The organism is Pseudovibrio sp. Ad13 (assembly GCF_001623225.1).
In the GTDB taxonomy this organism is placed as follows: Bacteria; Pseudomonadota; Alphaproteobacteria; order Rhizobiales; family Stappiaceae; genus Pseudovibrio.
Window position 1 is genome coordinate 433,367 of record NZ_LMCC01000004.1, and the last position, 17,345, is coordinate 450,711.

General features: G+C 52.6%; 16 protein-coding genes. 10 read left to right on the forward strand and 6 right to left on the reverse strand.

Features of this window, described 5'->3' with window-relative positions; all coding sequences use genetic code 11:
• The first annotated feature begins 52 nt into the window (after nucleotides 1-52).
• Nucleotides 53-1,243 carry a cation:proton antiporter gene (locus tag PsAD13_RS06735; protein ID WP_063294677.1) on the forward strand — a complete coding sequence of 397 codons (1,191 nt, stop codon included), beginning with the start codon at nucleotides 53-55 and terminating at the stop codon, nucleotides 1,241-1,243.
• 43 nt (nucleotides 1,244-1,286) lie between these two features.
• On the opposite strand, the gene PsAD13_RS06740 is transcribed toward PsAD13_RS06735, so the two are convergent.
• Complete coding sequence (locus tag PsAD13_RS06740; RefSeq protein WP_153040853.1) at nucleotides 1,287-1,919, reverse strand: hypothetical protein; 633 nt, start codon at nucleotides 1,917-1,919, stop codon at nucleotides 1,287-1,289.
• 165 nt (nucleotides 1,920-2,084) lie between these two features.
• On the opposite strand from PsAD13_RS06740, the gene PsAD13_RS06745 reads away from it, so the two are divergent.
• From PsAD13_RS06745 to PsAD13_RS06760, 4 genes are all read left to right on the forward strand, one after another.
• A complete protein-coding gene (locus tag PsAD13_RS06745; RefSeq protein ID WP_208986469.1) occupies nucleotides 2,085-2,669 on the forward strand; it encodes a TetR/AcrR family transcriptional regulator in 585 nt (194 codons plus the stop codon).
• Between the two features lie 149 nt (nucleotides 2,670-2,818).
• Nucleotides 2,819-3,874 carry a DUF418 domain-containing protein gene (locus PsAD13_RS06750; RefSeq protein ID WP_063317638.1) on the forward strand — a complete coding sequence of 352 codons (1,056 nt, stop codon included), beginning with the start codon at nucleotides 2,819-2,821 and terminating at the stop codon, nucleotides 3,872-3,874.
• 85 nt (nucleotides 3,875-3,959) lie between these two features.
• Nucleotides 3,960-4,628 (forward strand): HAD family phosphatase, encoded by a 669-nt coding sequence (locus PsAD13_RS06755; RefSeq protein WP_208986470.1) that lies wholly within the window; start codon nucleotides 3,960-3,962, stop codon nucleotides 4,626-4,628.
• Nucleotides 4,625-5,044: a VOC family protein gene (locus PsAD13_RS06760; RefSeq protein ID WP_063317639.1), complete on the forward strand. Its 420-nt coding sequence runs from the start codon at nucleotides 4,625-4,627 to the stop codon at nucleotides 5,042-5,044. The genes PsAD13_RS06755 and PsAD13_RS06760 overlap by 4 nt, the downstream gene beginning before the upstream one ends.
• Nucleotides 5,045-5,257: 213 nt before the next feature.
• Here the strand turns inward: PsAD13_RS06760 and PsAD13_RS06765 are convergent, their stop codons facing one another.
• A complete protein-coding gene (locus tag PsAD13_RS06765; protein ID WP_063317640.1) occupies nucleotides 5,258-5,584 on the reverse strand; it encodes a hypothetical protein in 327 nt (108 codons plus the stop codon).
• Between the two features lie 533 nt (nucleotides 5,585-6,117).
• Between PsAD13_RS06765 and PsAD13_RS06770 the strand changes: the two genes are divergently transcribed.
• The 3 genes from PsAD13_RS06770 to PsAD13_RS06780 all read left to right on the forward strand — a co-directional run bounded on the left by PsAD13_RS06770 (nucleotide 6,118) and on the right by PsAD13_RS06780 (nucleotide 10,011).
• The gene (locus tag PsAD13_RS06770; protein WP_063317641.1) at nucleotides 6,118-7,392 is read left to right on the forward strand and encodes a hypothetical protein; all 1,275 of its coding nucleotides are present in this window, start codon (nucleotides 6,118-6,120) and stop codon (nucleotides 7,390-7,392) included.
• A gap of 460 nt (nucleotides 7,393-7,852) precedes the next feature.
• Nucleotides 7,853-8,137, forward strand: a complete 285-nt coding sequence (locus PsAD13_RS06775) for a GIY-YIG nuclease family protein (protein ID WP_063317642.1) — start codon at nucleotides 7,853-7,855, stop codon at nucleotides 8,135-8,137.
• 401 nt (nucleotides 8,138-8,538) lie between these two features.
• Nucleotides 8,539-10,011: a DEAD/DEAH box helicase gene (locus tag PsAD13_RS06780; protein ID WP_063317643.1), complete on the forward strand. Its 1,473-nt coding sequence runs from the start codon at nucleotides 8,539-8,541 to the stop codon at nucleotides 10,009-10,011.
• 42 nt (nucleotides 10,012-10,053) lie between these two features.
• Here PsAD13_RS06780 and PsAD13_RS06785 read toward each other — a convergent pair whose 3' ends face one another.
• Both PsAD13_RS06785 and mgtE read right to left on the reverse strand, forming a co-directional pair.
• On the reverse strand, nucleotides 10,054-10,461 hold the full coding sequence (locus PsAD13_RS06785) for a cupin domain-containing protein (protein ID WP_063317644.1): 408 nt from the start codon (nucleotides 10,459-10,461) through the stop codon (nucleotides 10,054-10,056).
• 56 nt (nucleotides 10,462-10,517) lie between these two features.
• Nucleotides 10,518-11,924 carry a magnesium transporter gene (gene mgtE / locus PsAD13_RS06790; protein WP_063317645.1) on the reverse strand — a complete coding sequence of 469 codons (1,407 nt, stop codon included), beginning with the start codon at nucleotides 11,922-11,924 and terminating at the stop codon, nucleotides 10,518-10,520.
• 262 nt (nucleotides 11,925-12,186) lie between these two features.
• Between mgtE and PsAD13_RS06795 the strand changes: the two genes are divergently transcribed.
• Nucleotides 12,187-13,302, forward strand: coding sequence for an extracellular solute-binding protein (locus PsAD13_RS06795; protein WP_057464736.1), 1,116 nt, complete (start codon nucleotides 12,187-12,189; stop codon nucleotides 13,300-13,302).
• A gap of 98 nt (nucleotides 13,303-13,400) precedes the next feature.
• Here PsAD13_RS06795 and PsAD13_RS06800 read toward each other — a convergent pair whose 3' ends face one another.
• Nucleotides 13,401-15,011 carry a BCCT family transporter gene (locus PsAD13_RS06800; protein WP_063317646.1) on the reverse strand — a complete coding sequence of 537 codons (1,611 nt, stop codon included), beginning with the start codon at nucleotides 15,009-15,011 and terminating at the stop codon, nucleotides 13,401-13,403.
• An 830-nt stretch (nucleotides 15,012-15,841) separates the two neighbouring features.
• Here PsAD13_RS06800 and PsAD13_RS06805 point away from each other — a divergent pair.
• Nucleotides 15,842-16,060: a hypothetical protein gene (locus tag PsAD13_RS06805; RefSeq protein ID WP_153040854.1), complete on the forward strand. Its 219-nt coding sequence runs from the start codon at nucleotides 15,842-15,844 to the stop codon at nucleotides 16,058-16,060.
• Nucleotides 16,061-16,135: 75 nt separating this feature from the next.
• On the opposite strand, the gene PsAD13_RS06810 is transcribed toward PsAD13_RS06805, so the two are convergent.
• Entirely contained in the window at nucleotides 16,136-17,113 is a 978-nt protein-coding gene (locus tag PsAD13_RS06810) for an aldo/keto reductase (RefSeq protein ID WP_063317648.1), read from the reverse strand.
• Nucleotides 17,114-17,345: the final 232 nt, after the last annotated feature.

Genomic DNA, 17,345 nt, shown 5'->3' on the forward strand with positions numbered 1-17,345 from the left:
AGGCGATCCATTGAACACGAATAGTGGACACCGCCGGGATTAAAATGGCCAAATGTCCTATCAAAATCTGACCGTCATCTTTGCAGTGGTTTTTTTGTACAGCGTGATGAGCCGACGGCTGGAGCAAAAGCCGATCAATGGAGCATTGCTGTTTTGCATTATTGGCTTTTTGCTTGGCAATGACGGTTTGGGGTGGTTTCAGGTCAAACTCACTAATGAATCCATCAAGACATTGGCCGAATTGGCCCTCGCCATTGTTTTGTTTACGGATGCGGCCAAAGCAAACCTCAAAGTCCTTGCCACCAACATTGACTTGCCACGACGGCTCCTCTTGGTTGGCTTGCCGCTCACAATCATATTTGGCATCGGAGCCGGGATGGCGTTGTTGCCACAACTCCCTGTCATCGAGATTGCAATTCTGGCTGCTTTACTCGCTCCAACGGATGCCGCGCTTGGCAAGGCTGTGGTGACAGATCCCTCTGTACCAGCCAAGATCAGAGGAACTCTGAATGCAGAAAGCGGGTTAAACGACGGCATCTGCGTTCCAATCGTGTTTTCTCTCCTCCCAATTGCAGCTGATCCATCCCTGATAAGCCACCTGAACAAAATGGCCGCGCAATTGCTTGCTGAGCAGATTGGCCTGGGTGTTCTTGTGGGGATTGGCATTGCCATTCTCGCTGGGCAGATCATTGATTATTCTTTCCAGACCAAGGAGCAATCCAAAACGTGGGAGCAAGTGACTGTCGTTGCTTTGGCGATCTGCTGCTTTTCAGTCGCGCAACTGGCAGGTGGCAGCGGGTTCATCGCGGCCTTTGTGGGCGGTATTGTTTTCGGTTGGCTGGAGAAGCCTTACAAAGAGCAGCTCCTGGATTCAGCAGAAGGAATAGGGGACTCGCTCTCCCTCATGACATGGCTCATTTTTGGCGCAGCTATCATCGGCTCAGTCCTGCATGAGTTCACGTGGGAAATCCTGGCCTACTCCATCCTGAGCCTGACGGTCGTCAGAATTTTGCCTGTCCTTTTCGTCTTGCGCGGTGAGCCGTTGAGCACAAAAGAAAAGCTATTTATTGGCTGGTTTGGCCCACGAGGCCTAGCAAGCATCGTCTTTGCTATTATCGTGCTGGATGCGAACCTGCCGGGCAGTTCCGTCATCGCATCAACTGCCGTAACCACCATCGGCCTCAGCGTGATCCTGCACGGACTAACAGCGCATTCCTTCATCAAAGCCCTGAAGAAGAAGTAGTAGAAGAGGGGCTGGCAAGAGGTTGTCTCGCCAGCACATCAGATCAGTCGATCATTTTTGCATGCAGTGCTTCGTTATTAGGGAAGTGCTGCAGACCTTCTGTCCAGATTTCTTTGGCAGTTAGAAAGTCCCGCTTCTGCTCATAAATCGCCCCAAGCACCAGATACGGATACACATGATGCCAGTTGGACTTGGTTTTCTGCTGCGCCTCAATCATGGACTTCAGGATTTTGATGGAGGAGGCCTCCTGATCCCGCTTATGAGAGAAGCCATAGAGTGTTGCTTTCCCAAGCCACGCGCCCCAGCTGGCCTTATCTTGACTCAGTGCCTGATCAAAATAAACATCAGCACGGGCTGCCAGCTCAGCCATCTCGCTTTCATCCTCCGACATATAGGCCCCATACGTCAGAAGCGTGCCATACCGGGCAATCAGTTCCGGATTGCTGTTGGAGGAAATGTCCTTGTCCAGCAACTCAACTGTCTCTTTGAAGCTCTTGGAAGAAACCAGCTGAACCACCAGCAGCTCCCCATCCGGGCTCCACAGAGAGGTTGTCTTTATTTTACTCAAGCCCTGTTGTGGGCTGATATGCTGCTGTGTTGCGCCATTTTTATCCCATGAGAACGCCCAGGGCACCCAATGGTCAGCCAAGGCTGGCGGGCTAATAATCACGCTCATGAAGAGAGCCGGTGCCACAAAGCAAGCTTGGCACATTCTTTTGATAATACTCATAAAAAATCCGTCGTATTGAGAAGAAACATGGGCTTTTAACCTTCTTATTTCCTGCAGAAAATTACAGGACCTTTATTGACAGTTGTGTATCTAATGATACATATAAGTATCATGTCGATACCATTGAACAACACCACAAAAGACAAACTGCTGGAAGCAGCCGTACGTGTGCTCAACAATCAGCCACGGGCGTCTCTGGCAGATATTGCAGAGGCCGCAGGCGTAAAACGCGTAACTCTTCACCGTGTTATTGGCACACGTGAGGAATTGCTGCGTGACGTGGCCTTGCGCGCTTTAGACCAGATGGACGAAGCGTCTTATGCAGCCATCAAAGGCAAGCGCAAAGCGTTTGAACAGCTCAAAGCCATTGTAGGCGCTCTGGTGCCTTATGCAGATTCCTGTCACTTCCTCTGGAAGAATCCCGACGTCTGGGATGATCCCGAAATTGCTAGAGAAATCAAGCGCCACGACAAGGAACTCTGTGATTTAATTGTTCGCGCAAAGGAAGAAGGCGACATTCTCTCCTTCATTCCAAACAGCTGGATTATAGCCTCGCTGGACGCTGTTTTGTATGCAGCAGCAAGCACATCACAGGCCGGAAACATCGCAACCAATGATGCCAGCGCACTTGCAATTCAAACCTTGTTTGGCGGCATTACGAAGAAGGTAAAGGGCATGCAACCCGTTGGGGGTTAGAGCGTGTTCCGTTTGATTGGATTCAAGCAAACGAAAAGAATTCGCTCCGACAAAGATGTTAGAGTGCGGTGCGCGAATGTAAATGAACGCGGGGTGCTCTGGGAGGCAGAACGAACAGTATAGGCCATATCAGGTCGGATAGGAACGTGATGGCTGCAGCAACTAAAATCGGGCGACTGGAGGGGCTGGACCTTGCCAGGTTCATCGCCTTCGTGGGTATGGTGATTGTCAACTTCTCCATCGTGATGGGTGCAGAAGGCGCTGAGGGTATCCTCAGCAACATCATCTACGCACTGGAAGGACGCGCTGCAGCCACCTTCGTCGTGCTGGCAGGCATCGGCCTTGGTCTGGCGGGGATGAAAGGGGAGCTTAACCTCACCATCTTCACCACGGTCAAACGCGCTGCCTTCCTGCTCGTGCTCGGCCTGCTCAACATGCTCATTTTTGATGCTGACATCCTGCACTACTACGCGTTTTACTTCCTCTTCGGCGCTCTGCTGCTGCCATTGAGCACCCGCGCTCTGGGCTGGCTCATTGCGGGTCTTGCCACTACCGCGGTGGTCATGGTCATCCTGTTGGATTATGACGCTGGCTGGAACTGGACCGACCTGACTTATCCTGAGTTCTGGACACCCGTCGGCTTCCTCCGCAATCTGTTCTTCAACGGCTGGCATCCGGTCATCCCGTGGCTTGGGTTCCTACTGTTTGGTGTGATGCTCAGCCGCTCAAACCTCTCCTCCACCAAAACGCAAGATGCGCTCATGTTCGGCGGCCTTCTGGTCTTCTTGTTCGTCAACGCTGTCAGTGCTTACCTGCAACCGCTCATCGCGATGGTAGAGCCGGAACTGGCCGGTCTGGTGGGCACAAGCCCGGTGCCGCCAATGCCGTTTTACCTGATGGCTGGTATGTCCGTCGCCTCCATGGTCGTCGGCGTATGCCTGCGCGCAGCCCCAATGCTGAAAAGCCTCGGCGTGCTGACCGTCCTCAACCCCGCAGGCCGCCAGACCCTCACACTCTACCTCGCCCACATCCTGCTCGGCATGGGCGTGATGGAAGAACTCGGCCTGCTCGGCGGCCAAACCCCGCAGGCAACCTTCCTCGCCTCAACCATTTTCTGCGTTACAGCAGTCGTCTATGCCCTCATCTGGAGCCGATACTTCAAACGCGGCCCAATCGAAGCCCTCATGCGCAAAGTTGCCGGATAGTCCTCCCAAGAGCCACCCATCAGATCACGGTTGCCACGTCCGCCTCCAAAAGCTAGGCTCCGGTTTTACTCTCGGGAATATTGCAGTGTCTTTTTTATCGGCCCCACCCAAACTTGTGATTTTTGATTGTGACGGCGTGCTTGTGGACTCCGAGCCGCTCTACATCCGCACTCTGCATCGTTTGCTGCAGTCCTATGGGGCGCCGCTCACCTTTCAGCAATGCTGGGAGATGTTCGTCGGCAAAACCAGCCGCGAGGTTGACGCCTACCTTAAAGAGCAGGGCCTGAACGCGCCCAGCCATTGGAACAAGGATTTCCACGAGCAGTCAAACGCTCTGCTGGAAAAGGAAGTCCAGCCCGTCCACGGCATTCAGCAGGTGATAAAGCAACTCGCCAACGCAAAAATCCCCATCTGCGTTGGCTCGAACGGACATCCGTTCACGGTCCGCATGTCGCTGGAAATCACCGGCCTGCTGCCATGGTTTGACGGCAACGTCTTCACCGCAACGGATGTCGGCGCCAGCAAACCCGCGCCGGACCTGTTCCTGCACGCCGCGAAGAGGGCAGGCATCAACCCGGAGCACTGCGTCGTCATTGAGGACAGCGCCACCGGCATGAAAGCCGCCGCCAGCGCCGACATGCGCTGCTTCGCCTACACGCCAGAAACCATCCCAGCACCCTCAAACCTCTTCGGCGCCCACCCGTTCCAATCCATGACCACCCTACCAAACCTGCTCGGCCTCGTTCCGGCATGAGCAGCCCGCTGGTCCCTGAATTCGCCGTCTCCGATTGGCTTGCATCCAAGCGCTTTTATTGCGAGGTGCTTGGCTTTGAATGCGTCTACGAGCGGCCAGAAAAAGGGTTTTGTTATCTGCGCCTTGGACTTGCGGAGATCATGATCGACCAGATTGGAGTAGGCCGAACGTTCGACAATGGCCACGCCCCACAATCCTATCCATTCGGGCGGGGACTGAACGTGCAGATTGAGGTGGAAACCATAGAACCTATGCTCCATGCACTGAAGCAAGCGCAGGTCTCGCTTTTTCTGGAGCCCGAGGACAAGTGGTACCGCAAAAAACACACTGAAGTCGGCAACCGCCAGTTCGTCGTCGCTGATCCAGACAGTTACTTGCTCCGCTTCTGCCAATCTCTGGGAACTCGCGAGATCTAGGCCTCGTGCTGGCGAACCCCCCGGTGTCTTCCCGGCCCCCGAGCCGGGATCCATACCCCTAAAGCTCACGGGAAAGCACAACACATCCATACAAACGCACACACAAACGCTGGCCTGCGGGCACAATTCGCCCGGCCGCAGACCAGCAGGACACTCATGAAGGGCTGTGTAAGGGTGGTACTGCCAGTCCTTGGAGTGCCATTTCACGGTGATCTAATCAAGAGACACAGTTTTAGTGTTGACCAATGTTGGAGAGGCGACGCTGCGTGTCGCGTGACCGGAAAATCCTTTAGGGAAGGATGTGCCGGACAACGCATCAGTTAAAATTCCGCAGGTCTTGTTGAGTGCCTCTAGGCGGTCAGATAGTGCACAATGCAAAGTGAGCAAAGCATCCCGCTCGCAGCTGTTCTTCATCCGCTCGCTCAGCACCATATGCTGGATGTATGCAAGGTTCTGAAGATCAGAAACAGCAACGTTCACTTCGTCAATTTCATTTTGAAGAGTATTTGTGGCGCCACAGGCGCATGCAGTGTCGTCCATATTCAAAGCCTTCTTTTCTGGCTGTTGAAGATCCGCACGACAAGGAGTTTTCTACGACCCACTGGCGAGCGGGAGGTTAGAAACCTGGAAAAGACAGGCGAGTTTATTCCCTCCCGAAGGAGGTGTTGTATTCACCGCCCTCCCGCTCATAGCAAAGGGTTTGCGCCTTTAGAAAAAAGACACAAAAAATCCGCTAGTTGACGGGAGCGGTAGCCGCTTTTCAGAGGTTTCTACGCCTCACATATGAATGTGGAATGGAACGCCCGCCCTGTCAACGAAAAGTTGCAGAAGAAGGCGGAGGTGTTGCCGTGGAGATACGCTACAAAATTTCAACAAACATCGCGAACCCCACCGCCGTCTTCCCGCACTTGATGCGGGATCCAGAGCTACACTCACCAACGCCAACACCCATAGCACTGTATACCGCATCTCCGCGTTGCTTGTCCGGGTTGACGGGGAGGGAGGCTTGATTAGGTGTACTGAGAAACCCGTCCCAGGAACAACTGGTTGCTGATCCCTAAGGTACTGGTGCAATGAATAAGTGCCCAAATTTAAACTCGATACAGCTTTGGTTTGTAGTCGTTTTAGTATATGCAATTTTTGCGAGAATTTATCCAAAACCTGAATACATCGTTGGTGAGAAAATGAGTGAGCTAGTCCCGCTGAGTTCATGGAAGCCCGGAAAACGTGCAGTGATAGATGTACCTGAGCAAGGTATTTATCTAGAACTGAATGGTGAAACTGAGATAATAAATTGGTTAAAATCTCAGTTGGAAAAGTGGGATCGGCTGACAAGAGATTTATCTTTTCCAGAAATTCTTCAACTCTCTAGTCATGTGATGGATTACTATCATAACGCTATCGCAGGAAAGCAGTTTAATAATATAGGTTCACTGATTTCATCAAATTGTATTCTGTTAGCAGAAAATGACGTTGGACGTTTCGTTTTCGATTCTGAGGCGGCGCCCCGTGAACGGCTTTACTATTTATGCTTCCATGCTCGTGTTAAGTTTATGTCTGGACCGGGACAGGCATCAGATGATTTTGTCCGTTTGTTGCGGCAAAAGTTTATGGATGATTGGGAACCTAGTTTCATAGGAAGTTCAAAAGAAACCAGAGCATCACATAGCTTTACATCATATTCTTATAGAAGGCTGGAAGGACGAAGTTCTCTCAAAGAAAGAGAGTTGTCTTCGTTAACTCAAGAAGTTGAAGATGCAAAAAAGCAATATGAGGCGATAAAAGTTCAAATTCGCCATCGTGAGATTGAGTTGTCTGAACTTATCGCGCAGCGAAGAATTGACTTAGCGCTGGAACCGGCTTCTGAACGTTGGAAGAGGCTCGCTCGGTCACATTTGCTTGGAGCGACTTTGGGAATGCTGCCTTTCTTTCTCGTCATACTTTCCGCGTTTTTTTATCGAACAGAAATATTGCATGGCTTAGGTGGTTTTCTTGCCCCTTATGAGGGAGCAACAGTCACTCCATTAGAACAGATAACGAAGTTTGCAAAAGAGGTACCATGGGGCTCATTCGTTTTAATTTCAGCACCCGTCATCTTTGTTGCATGGGTGTTGAGGTTCTTCTCGCGTATATTTATTCAAAGCTACAATCAATATAATGAAGCGAAAAGTAAAGAGGCATTGACGCGGGTGTACGCTCATATGGCTGCGAGTGAAAATGGTGGTCTAACGGATGCTCAAAAATTGCTTGTTTTTGATGCTCTTTTTAAACCAAGGATTGTTGACCATAAAGATGATGGTTCGCCGATAAGTGCCTTGGAGAAGATTTCAGATAAGCTGAAAGCGTAGCACGGACTACCTAGAAATGCTTATCCTTCCTGCCCTAGATACCGGATCTTCGCTTCGCTTGTCCGGCATGACGGTGAGGGCGGGCGTGGAGCCTAAGCCCCCACCGCCGTCTTCCCGCACTTGTTGCGGGATCCAGCCGGAACTCACCCCAGATAAAGGCTTAGCCAGATCATGCGATTGGCAATCTGCATGTACACCCACAAACTACAGCATGCACACAAACGCCTCCTCAGCCACCGCGTTCATCGGGCATACGCCGTGAGCTCCGCCCTGCTGCTTCGCTCTGGATACCGGATCTTCACTTCGCTCGTCCGGCATGACAACGAGGGTGGGCGTGGAGCCTAAGTCCCCACCGCCGTCTTCCCGCACTTGATGCGGGATCCAGCTGGAAATCGCCCCTGATAAAGGCCTAGCCAGATCATGCGATTGGCAACCTGCACATACACTCCCAAACTACGACATGCCCTATTACATCTACATCACCGCAAGTCAGAGAAACGGGACGCTCTACACGGGCGTCACCAATAATCTGGCGCGCCGCATTCATGAGCATCGGGAGAAGGCGGCAACCTCGTTTACTGCTCGCTATGGCGTTTCTCAGCTGGTTTATTATGAAGAATTTGAGCGTATTGGGGATGCAATCGCTCGTGAGAAAAAGCTGAAACGTTGGAGACGAGCGTGGAAGCTGAAGCTAATTGAAACACTTAACCCGTCATGGCGTGATCTGTATTCGCAGTTAGCATGAGGCATTTTCTAACCGCTCTGGTTCCCGCATCGTGTGCGGGATGATATCGGTGAGGAGAGCTCGGCAGGGGGCATCTGCACCCCACCCCTTGCATTCCCGCGCATTTACCTATATCTCCCGAGGCAACGCGCTTATCGGGCATATGCTTGGAGCGCCACCCCGCTGCCTGCAATATATTCAGCAAGGCAGCCTGCTCGAGTGGGATGTAACACGGGCACGCACCGTGGTCCGCAGCGTTTCTAGGTCGCTTTCAAAGCTCCTCTCAAACTCCATGGATCTCAATTTTAGCCAGTCTGGCCGCGTAGATGTATGTCTGCGGGGTATATGCTGGCGTTTAATCTATGAGCATCTTCCTGATCCCATATCAGGGGGCGTGCTCTGCACATCTTGGAAGTACGAGAGTGAAGAATTTTGACGAAGCTGGCCTCGCCGAGCCTATCCTGCGCGCCGTAAAAGAAGAGGGCTATGAAGCCCCAACTCCAATCCAGCGTGAAGTAATTCCGCACATGAAAGCGGGCGAGGACATCCTCGGCATCGCACAAACAGGCACCGGCAAAACCGCAGCATTTGTGCTGCCGTTGCTGACCCGTCTGGCAGAAGACCGCAAAAAACCAGCGCCGCACACCTGCCGTGCGCTTATTCTTGCGCCAACCCGTGAGCTTGCCTCCCAGATCGCCGATAGCGTGCGCACCTATGGCCAGTATATCGGCCCATCAACTGCCGTTATTTTTGGTGGTGTGAAACCCGGCCCACAGCTGCGCGCCCTGTCCAGAGGCCTGGACATTGTGATCGCCACACCGGGCCGTCTGGAAGACCACATGAGCACCGGTGGCATTAAGCTGGATGCCACAACAACAGTGGTACTGGACGAAGCCGACCAGATGCTGGACCTTGGCTTTGCCCCAGCCATCCGCCGTATTCTTGGCAAACTGCCAAAAGTGCGCCAGACAGTGCTGCTCTCCGCAACCATGCCACACCAGATCCGCAAGCTGGCCAAAGAGTTCCAGACCAACCCGCGCGAAATCTCCGTGGCGCCGGTCTCCCGTCCAATTGAGAAAATCGAGCAGTCCGTTCGCTTCCTCAATTCAAGCTCAAAACGAGCTGCCCTGCAGGAAATCCTGTCAGAAAAAGACATCGAACGCGCCATCGTCTTCACCCGCACCAAGCGCGGCGCAGACCGTGTCAGCGGTCATCTGGACAAAGCAGGCCTCAGCTCAGCAGCCATCCACGGCAACAAGAGCCAGCGCCAGCGCGAAAGATCGCTGGATGGCTTCAAAAATGGCTCCATCAAAATCCTTGTGGCAACAGACATCGCTGCCCGCGGTATTGATATTGATGGCGTCAGCCATGTGGTCAACTACGAGCTGCCAAATGTGCCGGAAGCGTACGTTCACCGCATTGGCCGGACAGCCCGCGCAGGTAAAAGCGGTGTTGCCATCTCCTTGTGTGATGGAACCGAACAGCCATACCTACGCGACATTGAGCGCCTGATTGGCCGCAAAATCCCGTCTGGTGATGGCGATTGGGCGGACGGCGAAATGCCTGCGTACGATCCAGCAAACGAACAAACACAGCTGAAACGCCACAAACGCCCGCAAGGCAACCGTCGCCGCAGTGGCGGTGGTGGCGGCGGCGCTGGCCGCTCAGCCGGTGGTGCTGGTCGTCCAGCAGGTGGTGCAGGCCGCAACGGTGCCGCACAAGGCAGCAAACCAGCAGGTGAGGCAGGCGCAAGACCAGCCGGTGCAAAGCCAAATGCAGGTCGTGGCCGCGGCGGCAAACCAAACGCAAATGCGCGCCCAGCTCAAAAAAGCGGTCCAAACCGCAGCCAGAGCAACAGACCACGCCGCGCAAAACCAGCAGCTGCACAGCGCTGATTTCATAAAACACGCCGGGGCTCACAAGCCCCGGTTTTACTTTCAGGCCTCAATGGTCTCTGCTGTCTCGTCCTCCGCCCGAGTACCAAAATTGGCAGGCGAGACGATCTCGATCAACTCAAAATCCTCAGAATGCTCAATCTCGCGGTGGCGAATGCCCGCTGGCTGCACCACGCAATCCCCCGGCTTCACCGTGCGGATGCCATGCCCCTCATACTCAAACCGCGCCCAGCCTTTCAGCACATAATAAAACTGAAAGGAGCAATCATGCACATGCCATTGCCCCGTCGCATTGTGCCCCTCACGCGCTTTGATCACATGCGCAACCACAGCCCCATTGGTGGCATCGGCAACTCCAAGGTCGCGGTACTCAAAATAACTGCGCAACCCCCGCGCCTCAAACTCCCCAGCCTCACCTTCGCTGTGGCTGAAACTCTGTTCCTGCTCCATGAAAATCTCTCCCTCATCGTTGGGTAGTAGGGACCGTCAGGGCAGGAAACGTCAAGTTACAGATAAAGATAGCTGGCCGTCGTGAAGTAAACCAACACCCCAAGCACATCATTGCTAGTGGTGATGAAAACACCCGTCGCCGCTGCCGGATCAATGCCAATCTTGTCCAGCACCACAGGCACCGTTGCCCCCACCATGGCAGCCACCGTGGTGACGATGACCAGAGAGGACGCAGCCGTAAGCGCCAGCCACACCGGGTCATGAATCTCAAACAGCACGGCCCCAATGCTGATGAGCACAGTCAGTACACTGCCCGCAATCACACCGTTAGACAGCGCCCCGCAAAACTCCTTCCAAAGCCGAAACAGCGTACTGCCCGTCCAGATAGACCCCGTCGCAATGCCCTGCACCGCAACAGCAGACGCCTGAAGCCCGGAATTGCCCGCCATCGACATGATCACCGGAATAAACGCCGCCAAAATAGCCGCCTTCTCCAGCTCATCCTCAAAAGACCCAACCACCAGCGCTGCAACAGCAGATCCAATCAACCCTGTCATCAACCACGGTAGCCGCCCTTTGATGATCCGGCGCACGGAGTCAGATGGTCGCGCTTCCGGCGAAACCCCGCCCATCAACATCAGATCTTCCGAGAGCTCCTCCCGCACAATCTGGTTCATCTGCTCAGTCGTAATCCGCCCAATCAGCTTCCCGTCAACATCAATCACCGGCATGGAGGAGATCTGCCGCTTCGCCGCCTTACGCAGCACATCCTCCTGATCCATCTCCGCAGACACCGCCAGCACATTGGCATCCATCACATCCCCGATGCGTGCTTTGGGCTCCAGCGTCAGCAAGCGCGTCACATCCAGCCGGCCCACCAGCCGGTGCTTAGCATCCACCACAAACACCGTACGAAATCGCCCCACCAGATCATACTGGCTCTTGATCGCGGCAATCGCCTTCCCTGCCGTATAATCCTCGTTGAACGCCACAAACTTCCGGCTCATCAACCGCCCAGCCGTATCCTCCCCATGCAAAATCCGCTCCTCAATCTCCGCCCGCGCATCCAGCTGCGGCACGATGATGTCGAGCAAACTCTGCGGAAACTCATCGAGCGTATCCGCCAGATCATTCTCCTTCAGCGTATTGAGAATCTCCACCAGCCGTGTGGTCGTCCCGTCTTTCAGCAGTTCAGCCCGAAAATCCGGATAAAGCTCAGCGAGGATCTTAGTGGAAGGCCGAATAGGCAGCAGCGCAAACAGCTTGCGAGCATCCGGCAGGGGCAGGGCAGTCAACAACTGCAGCAAATCCGTGGGCGACCACTTCTTCAGCCGCTTCACCAGCCAGCTGGTCTCATGCGCGCGCAGCAAATGGCGCACCGTCTTCAGCACCTGCTTGTTGTGCTCATGCGCGGTGGTGTCTGTCTTGCTGCTCCACTGAAGTGGCTTCTTGTTCTTTGCCATCCTCCGCACCTTTGTTTGGGTACGATATTCTACCTGCGCAGACCATGCCTCAGCGAAGTAAATCTCTCCCTAAGATCAAGCAAAACCAATGCTGTGTTTCTATAGCTAAAGTTTTCAAAGAATACCGCAGCCCACAATGAGAAAGCCTTTATGAAATCTAAGTTATGAGGGGCCTTGCGCGGGCGGTTATATCAGCGCCCAACAGCATAAAATGACGCACACCAGCGTCTACATATTGGAAAATCTCCGAGAAAGATGTGCCATGCTCAACCGGATCTCTCCAAAACTGTGCGTTCAGATTGTAGCTGCTTCGTTCCTTTCGCTTTTGGCAACCGGTTTTCTGATTAACTCCTCAATGGCTCAGGACAGCTACGCTCAGGCAGAACCCTACGAGGAACTGAGCGGAGCGGGCTCCATGTATCCAGACGTCCTGTTCAATGAGACTTTGCGTCTCTTCAAAACATCAAACCCCGAGATCGAAGTGCGATACGACCCGATCGGCAGTGGAGCTGGGGTGCTGGCATTGCAGGCTGGCAAGGTCGATTTTGCTGTCTCCAGCGCTCCGCTGGAAGCGATCCTCGAGCAAGACCTTGATATTGATGCCGCCGATGAGCCTGTCGCCATAGAGGACAAACTGCTGGAGATCCCCATCACCGCAGGCATGCTCGGTATTCTTTACAATATTGAAGGTGTTGGCCACTTGAAGCTCACGCGCAACGCGCTCTCCGGTATTTTTGATGGCTCCATCCAATACTGGAACCACCGCGAAATCCGCATGGTGAACCCGGACCTGCGCTTGCCAAAGCTGAAAATCACCATTGTTGGCCGCAGTGATGCCAGCGGCGCAAACCTTGCCCTTTCCAAGCACTTGTACACCGCCGAAAATGCATGGTCTGGCAAATCTGCCAGCATTTGGCCACTGGAAACTTTCCCGAAAGACGCTGTCCTTGTGCCCAGTTCTTCTGAGGTCGTCACCAAGATCACCGAGAACAATGGCTCAATCGGTTATGCCCCCTCAGCCTTTGGCAGCACACTGGGAATCCCGATGGCTCTGGTCGAAAACCAAAAGGGTAACTTCGTAGCACCCTCACTCAATGCCGGAGAAGCAGCCATCGAGGAGATCAGCAGAAGTGGCGATCCGCTCTCCATTGATGAGATTCACAACCCTGAAGCTCCCAGCGCTTACCCCATCATTTCATTCTTTTGGCTGGTGACGGAAGACGTCTACCCTGATGTGAAAACTGGCACTGCGGTGCGCCAGTTTGCTGAATTTGTTTTGAGCGGACAGGCAAGGGGAGCCGCAATTTCATCCGGCTACATCCCGCTTCCGGCCAACATGCGCGCAGATGCCAAGAAGCTGGCAGCAACCATTCATTGATGTAGAGCGGATCAAACGACGATCCCACATGCAGTCACTTCAAACAAAAAAGCGGCGGAAATGATCCCGCCGCTTTTTGAATTTAGTATGAAGTTTGCTTATCTAGGCTCGCTACGCAAACCTTTGACGATTGCAAAACATGCGCCAAGCAAGATAATCGCAAACGGGAAGCCGGTTGAAACCGTCATCGCCTGAAGGCTGGAAAGACCACCGCCAAGCAGCAATGCAATCGCAACAAGGCCAACCAAAGACGCCCAGAAGATGCGCTGCTGAACGGGTGCGTTCACCTTGCCGCCAGCTGTAATGGTATCGATCACTAAAGAGCCGGAGTCTGAAGATGTCACAAAGAATGTGATGATCAAAACAACACCCAGTACAGATGTGATTTCAGCAAGTGGCAGGTTGCTCAGCATCTCGAACAGCTGAATTTCAGTCGCCGCACCTGCAATTTTGCCAAGGGTAGAAGTCGCTTCCAGCTCAATCGCTGTGCCGCCAAAGGCTGTCATCCAGAGGGTGGTAACAACACTTGGAATAACCAGCACGCAAATCATGAACTCACGAACGGAGCGGCCACGGCTGATGCGAGCGATAAACATGCCCACAAACGGTGCCCAGGAGAACCACCAAGCCCAGTAGAAAGTTGTCCAGCCCTGACGGAAGTTATCGTCAACGCGGCCAACTGGGTTGGAAAGTGCTGGCAGATATTCCAGATAAGCTTCCAGATTCCAGAACAGCTTCTGCAGGATGTCCAATGTTGGACCGGCCAACAGAACAAAACCAAGCAGCAAAGCAGCGGTGATTACGTTGAAGGTGGAAAGGTGTTTAATGCCTTTATCCAGCCCCATAACAACGGAACAAAGTGCAATAGCAGAGATCGCGATGATCAAAATGACTTTGGTTGTTGTCGTGATTTCAAGACCAAACAAATGGTTCAAACCAGCATTGGCTTGTTCTGCACCAATACCCAGAGAGGTTGCCAGACCAAACATGGTGGCAAACACAGCCAGAATATCAATCACGTGACCCGGCCAACCCCAAACGCGTTCACCCAGAATTGGATAAAAGATAGAGCGGACGGTCAGCGGCAGGCCTTTGTTATAGGAAAACAGAGCCAGACCAAGAGCAATCACAGCATAAGTTGCCCATGGGTGCAGGGCCCAATGGAAGATGGTGGAGGCCATGGCAAGGCGCTCTGCTTCCGCACCGCTCAGCGCTTCACCGCCCAATGGGGCCCAGCTGCTGCCAGAAGTGATGGAAGAGAAATGGCCAAGTGGCTCAGCCACGCCGTAAAAGACAAGGCCGATGCCCATGCCCGCAGCAAACAGCATGGAGAACCATTCGCTGTAGCTGTAATCTGGTTTTGCATCTCTGCCGCCGATGCGAACCTTTCCCAGTGGAGACACAATAAGGAAGAGGCAAAGCAACACAAAGATATTGCCGGCAATTAGGAAAAACCAGTCAAAACTAGAAGTGAGCCAAACACGTAGATCACCAAAGACCGGACCAATAGCGTCTTTATAGAGCAGAGTAATTGCAACAAAAATTGCAATCGCAATACTGGAAATAGTGAAAACGATATTGTGGACGTCAAACGGAACACCAGCGATTCGCGGTGTAATATTGTCTTGTCCTACTTCATAATCAGTATCAATAAGATTGGACGGCCCTTCGGGGGCCGGAATAAGATCTGCGCAGGTTTGATCAGTCATACTGGTCCTGTTTATTGGCAGATATCCACGCATGCAGCTCGAGTGCGCACGTCACGTGGATTTAGCAGCTCAACCAAGAGCCATGATCCGCTTGTTAGCCATCTGCCGCGAAAGCTCATGGGCGAGCCTATACGATCACTGCCAGAAATGGGTTCCACGCACAAAGGGCGGAAGCTGGCAACGCGGTTGCCTCCATGGCGGAGGCACAGATGGATAGCGATGCCATACAGCGAAAGTGATCTGGCTTAGCAAGAAGCCGTCGCTGACAGTGATTGGTTAGGCACCACTTGGTGTGCGCGAAACCTACAAATTTAAATGCATTACACACAAGAGTAAAAATACTTAGTCTTGGGGATAGCTTTTGCCGATTTGCCTGATCCTGCAAAAGCAATATCAAAGAGACCTAAAAACCTGTCTCACATCTCTAAGCTTGTGATCTTCATATTCTATTTTCGGGCCTCATACTGCTCGAACACGCCAGTTTCAGAAAATACCAATCTCTTCCATGTTGTATTGACTGTGCAAAGATGAAGATATTTCAGGCCTAATGAGGCACGTGAGTAGGGCTGCTCTCTTATTGATGGCTTTCTCATAGCAAACCTTAGTGTGTGAGGTGAGGTTCGGACGCAGCGCAGAAAATACCATTCAAAGTAAGAGCAGCTCAGTTTCGGCTCTGTGGGAAGTCGATCCGATACGCATTGGAGACATGCTGCATTCGGCCTTAGGGCGAGAGGTGCAATCGAGGTGTAAGGTGGCGATGATGTTTGTGGCAAAAGCGTGAAGTTGCCATCTATGACCTAAAAGGCGAACTGTGGTTAGAACTCAGTTTCATGCCTGACTCAGATGTTCGCTCAGACTTTGAAACAGATTTGTGCACGCTCTGGAGCTCCACAGTCAAACAGCGGTTCTTTGTTCTACTGATGAAAGAAAAGGAGATCGGGTTTGCGTTCGAGCATAAACCCAATGCTGATCTTGGAAGCGAGGATCAGAGGGATAAGCTGCTTCTAAATGGTGTCGACCAAAACTATGAGGGCAAAGCCTATATATAAAGTCACATTGCTCTGGATTGCGAAGTGAAAACCCAGTTCCTCAGAACTGGGTTTTGTTGGCTCGATCTCGATAAGTTAAGATAGCGCCCATTTAGCAACGATGTCTTCAGCACCTTTCAAAAGGTCCGCATCGTAAGAGCGTGTTGTGACCGCAATGTTCTCTTTCACCTGCCATTCCTGATAGGCTCCGGTAATAATGGGCCCGACCGCATCCTGCGCCATCAACCACCCCATAGCCAGATGGGCCAGAGGCATACCGGCTTTTTCAGCGAAAGCTTTCAACTCGTCAGCACAGCCGAGATACTTCTCCAGTAGCGGAGAATTCAGTTTCGGGTTATTGGCGCGATCATCATTTTGGTCAAAGTTACCACTTGCTTTGAAGGTTCCTGCCAGCAATCCCTGCATTAATGGGCTATAGGGCAAGTACTTGAGGTCATGCTCCTCGCAAAGCGGAATGATCTCATCACGACTACGGTAGCTCAGCGGTATATTATGATAATGCGTGGCATTCGGCTCCAGAAGGTTATAAAGCCCCTGATAAGTAGCCAGCTCACAATGTTGCATCAGCCCTTTAGTCATCTTCAATGAGAAGTTGGAGACACCCAGATGTCGAACCTTCCCACTCTCCACAACAGCACGTAAACCTTCTGCGGTCTCTTCAACAGGTGTATGGGGATCAGGCCAATGGCACTGCAGCACATCAATATATTCTGTCTGCAAACGCTCGAGTGATTGATCCACCTCTTCTATAATAGAAGCTTTGGTCAGATTGTTTTTGACAGCTCTCTCTGGGGTGTTCCAAACAAGCCCGCACTTGGTGGCAATATACAGCTGGTCACGTTCAAAGGTCTTGAGGGCCTCACCCAAAAGCGTTTCCGCATGCCCAAGCCCGTAAACCGGTGCGACATCAAAGAAATTGATGCCCAGCTCAACGGCTGTTCGCATGGTTCGGATAGAGGTTTGATCCTCTGTGTCATTCCAGGTGCCACCCACAGCCCAGCAGCCGAACCCCAGCACAGACGCATTCATATCTTTCAAAGCTCTGAAAATCATTGTTTTTTCCGCTATTTAAACTCCCAGGGGGAGGGGAGCACACAAAAATAAACAGCGCAATGCGCCATAACCGCCTTTCCAGATCTGAAGCTGATGATCAAAAGCCCACCTTAGCGGGGATAGTTTTTTGGTTTGCGTTTATAAGATTTGATAGAAGGAGGATAAGTCCTGTCTCTCAGTTGGCCGGGGCAGGAGGCATTTGCTGATGCCGTTCTTAGTCCTCAGTCTTCCC

Coding starts and splice junctions, on each gene's coding strand:
- PsAD13_RS06795 (WP_057464736.1), top strand. CDS start 12,187: ATGCTCAACCGGATCTCTCCAAAACTGTGCGTTCAGATTGTAGCTGCT.
- PsAD13_RS06785 (WP_063317644.1), bottom strand. CDS start 10,461: ATGGAGCAGGAACAGAGTTTCAGCCACAGCGAAGGTGAGGCTGGGGAG.
- PsAD13_RS06750 (WP_063317638.1), top strand. CDS start 2,819: ATGGCTGCAGCAACTAAAATCGGGCGACTGGAGGGGCTGGACCTTGCC.
- PsAD13_RS06745 (WP_208986469.1), top strand. CDS start 2,085: ATGTCGATACCATTGAACAACACCACAAAAGACAAACTGCTGGAAGCA.
- PsAD13_RS06740 (WP_153040853.1), bottom strand. CDS start 1,919: ATGAGCGTGATTATTAGCCCGCCAGCCTTGGCTGACCATTGGGTGCCC.
- mgtE (WP_063317645.1), bottom strand. CDS start 11,924: ATGGCAAAGAACAAGAAGCCACTTCAGTGGAGCAGCAAGACAGACACC.
- PsAD13_RS06805 (WP_153040854.1), top strand. CDS start 15,842: ATGCCTGACTCAGATGTTCGCTCAGACTTTGAAACAGATTTGTGCACG.
- PsAD13_RS06760 (WP_063317639.1), top strand. CDS start 4,625: ATGAGCAGCCCGCTGGTCCCTGAATTCGCCGTCTCCGATTGGCTTGCA.
- PsAD13_RS06775 (WP_063317642.1), top strand. CDS start 7,853: ATGCCCTATTACATCTACATCACCGCAAGTCAGAGAAACGGGACGCTC.
- PsAD13_RS06735 (WP_063294677.1), top strand. CDS start 53: ATGTCCTATCAAAATCTGACCGTCATCTTTGCAGTGGTTTTTTTGTAC.
- PsAD13_RS06800 (WP_063317646.1), bottom strand. CDS start 15,011: ATGACTGATCAAACCTGCGCAGATCTTATTCCGGCCCCCGAAGGGCCG.
- PsAD13_RS06765 (WP_063317640.1), bottom strand. CDS start 5,584: ATGGACGACACTGCATGCGCCTGTGGCGCCACAAATACTCTTCAAAAT.
- PsAD13_RS06810 (WP_063317648.1), bottom strand. CDS start 17,113: ATGATTTTCAGAGCTTTGAAAGATATGAATGCGTCTGTGCTGGGGTTC.
- PsAD13_RS06770 (WP_063317641.1), top strand. CDS start 6,118: ATGAATAAGTGCCCAAATTTAAACTCGATACAGCTTTGGTTTGTAGTC.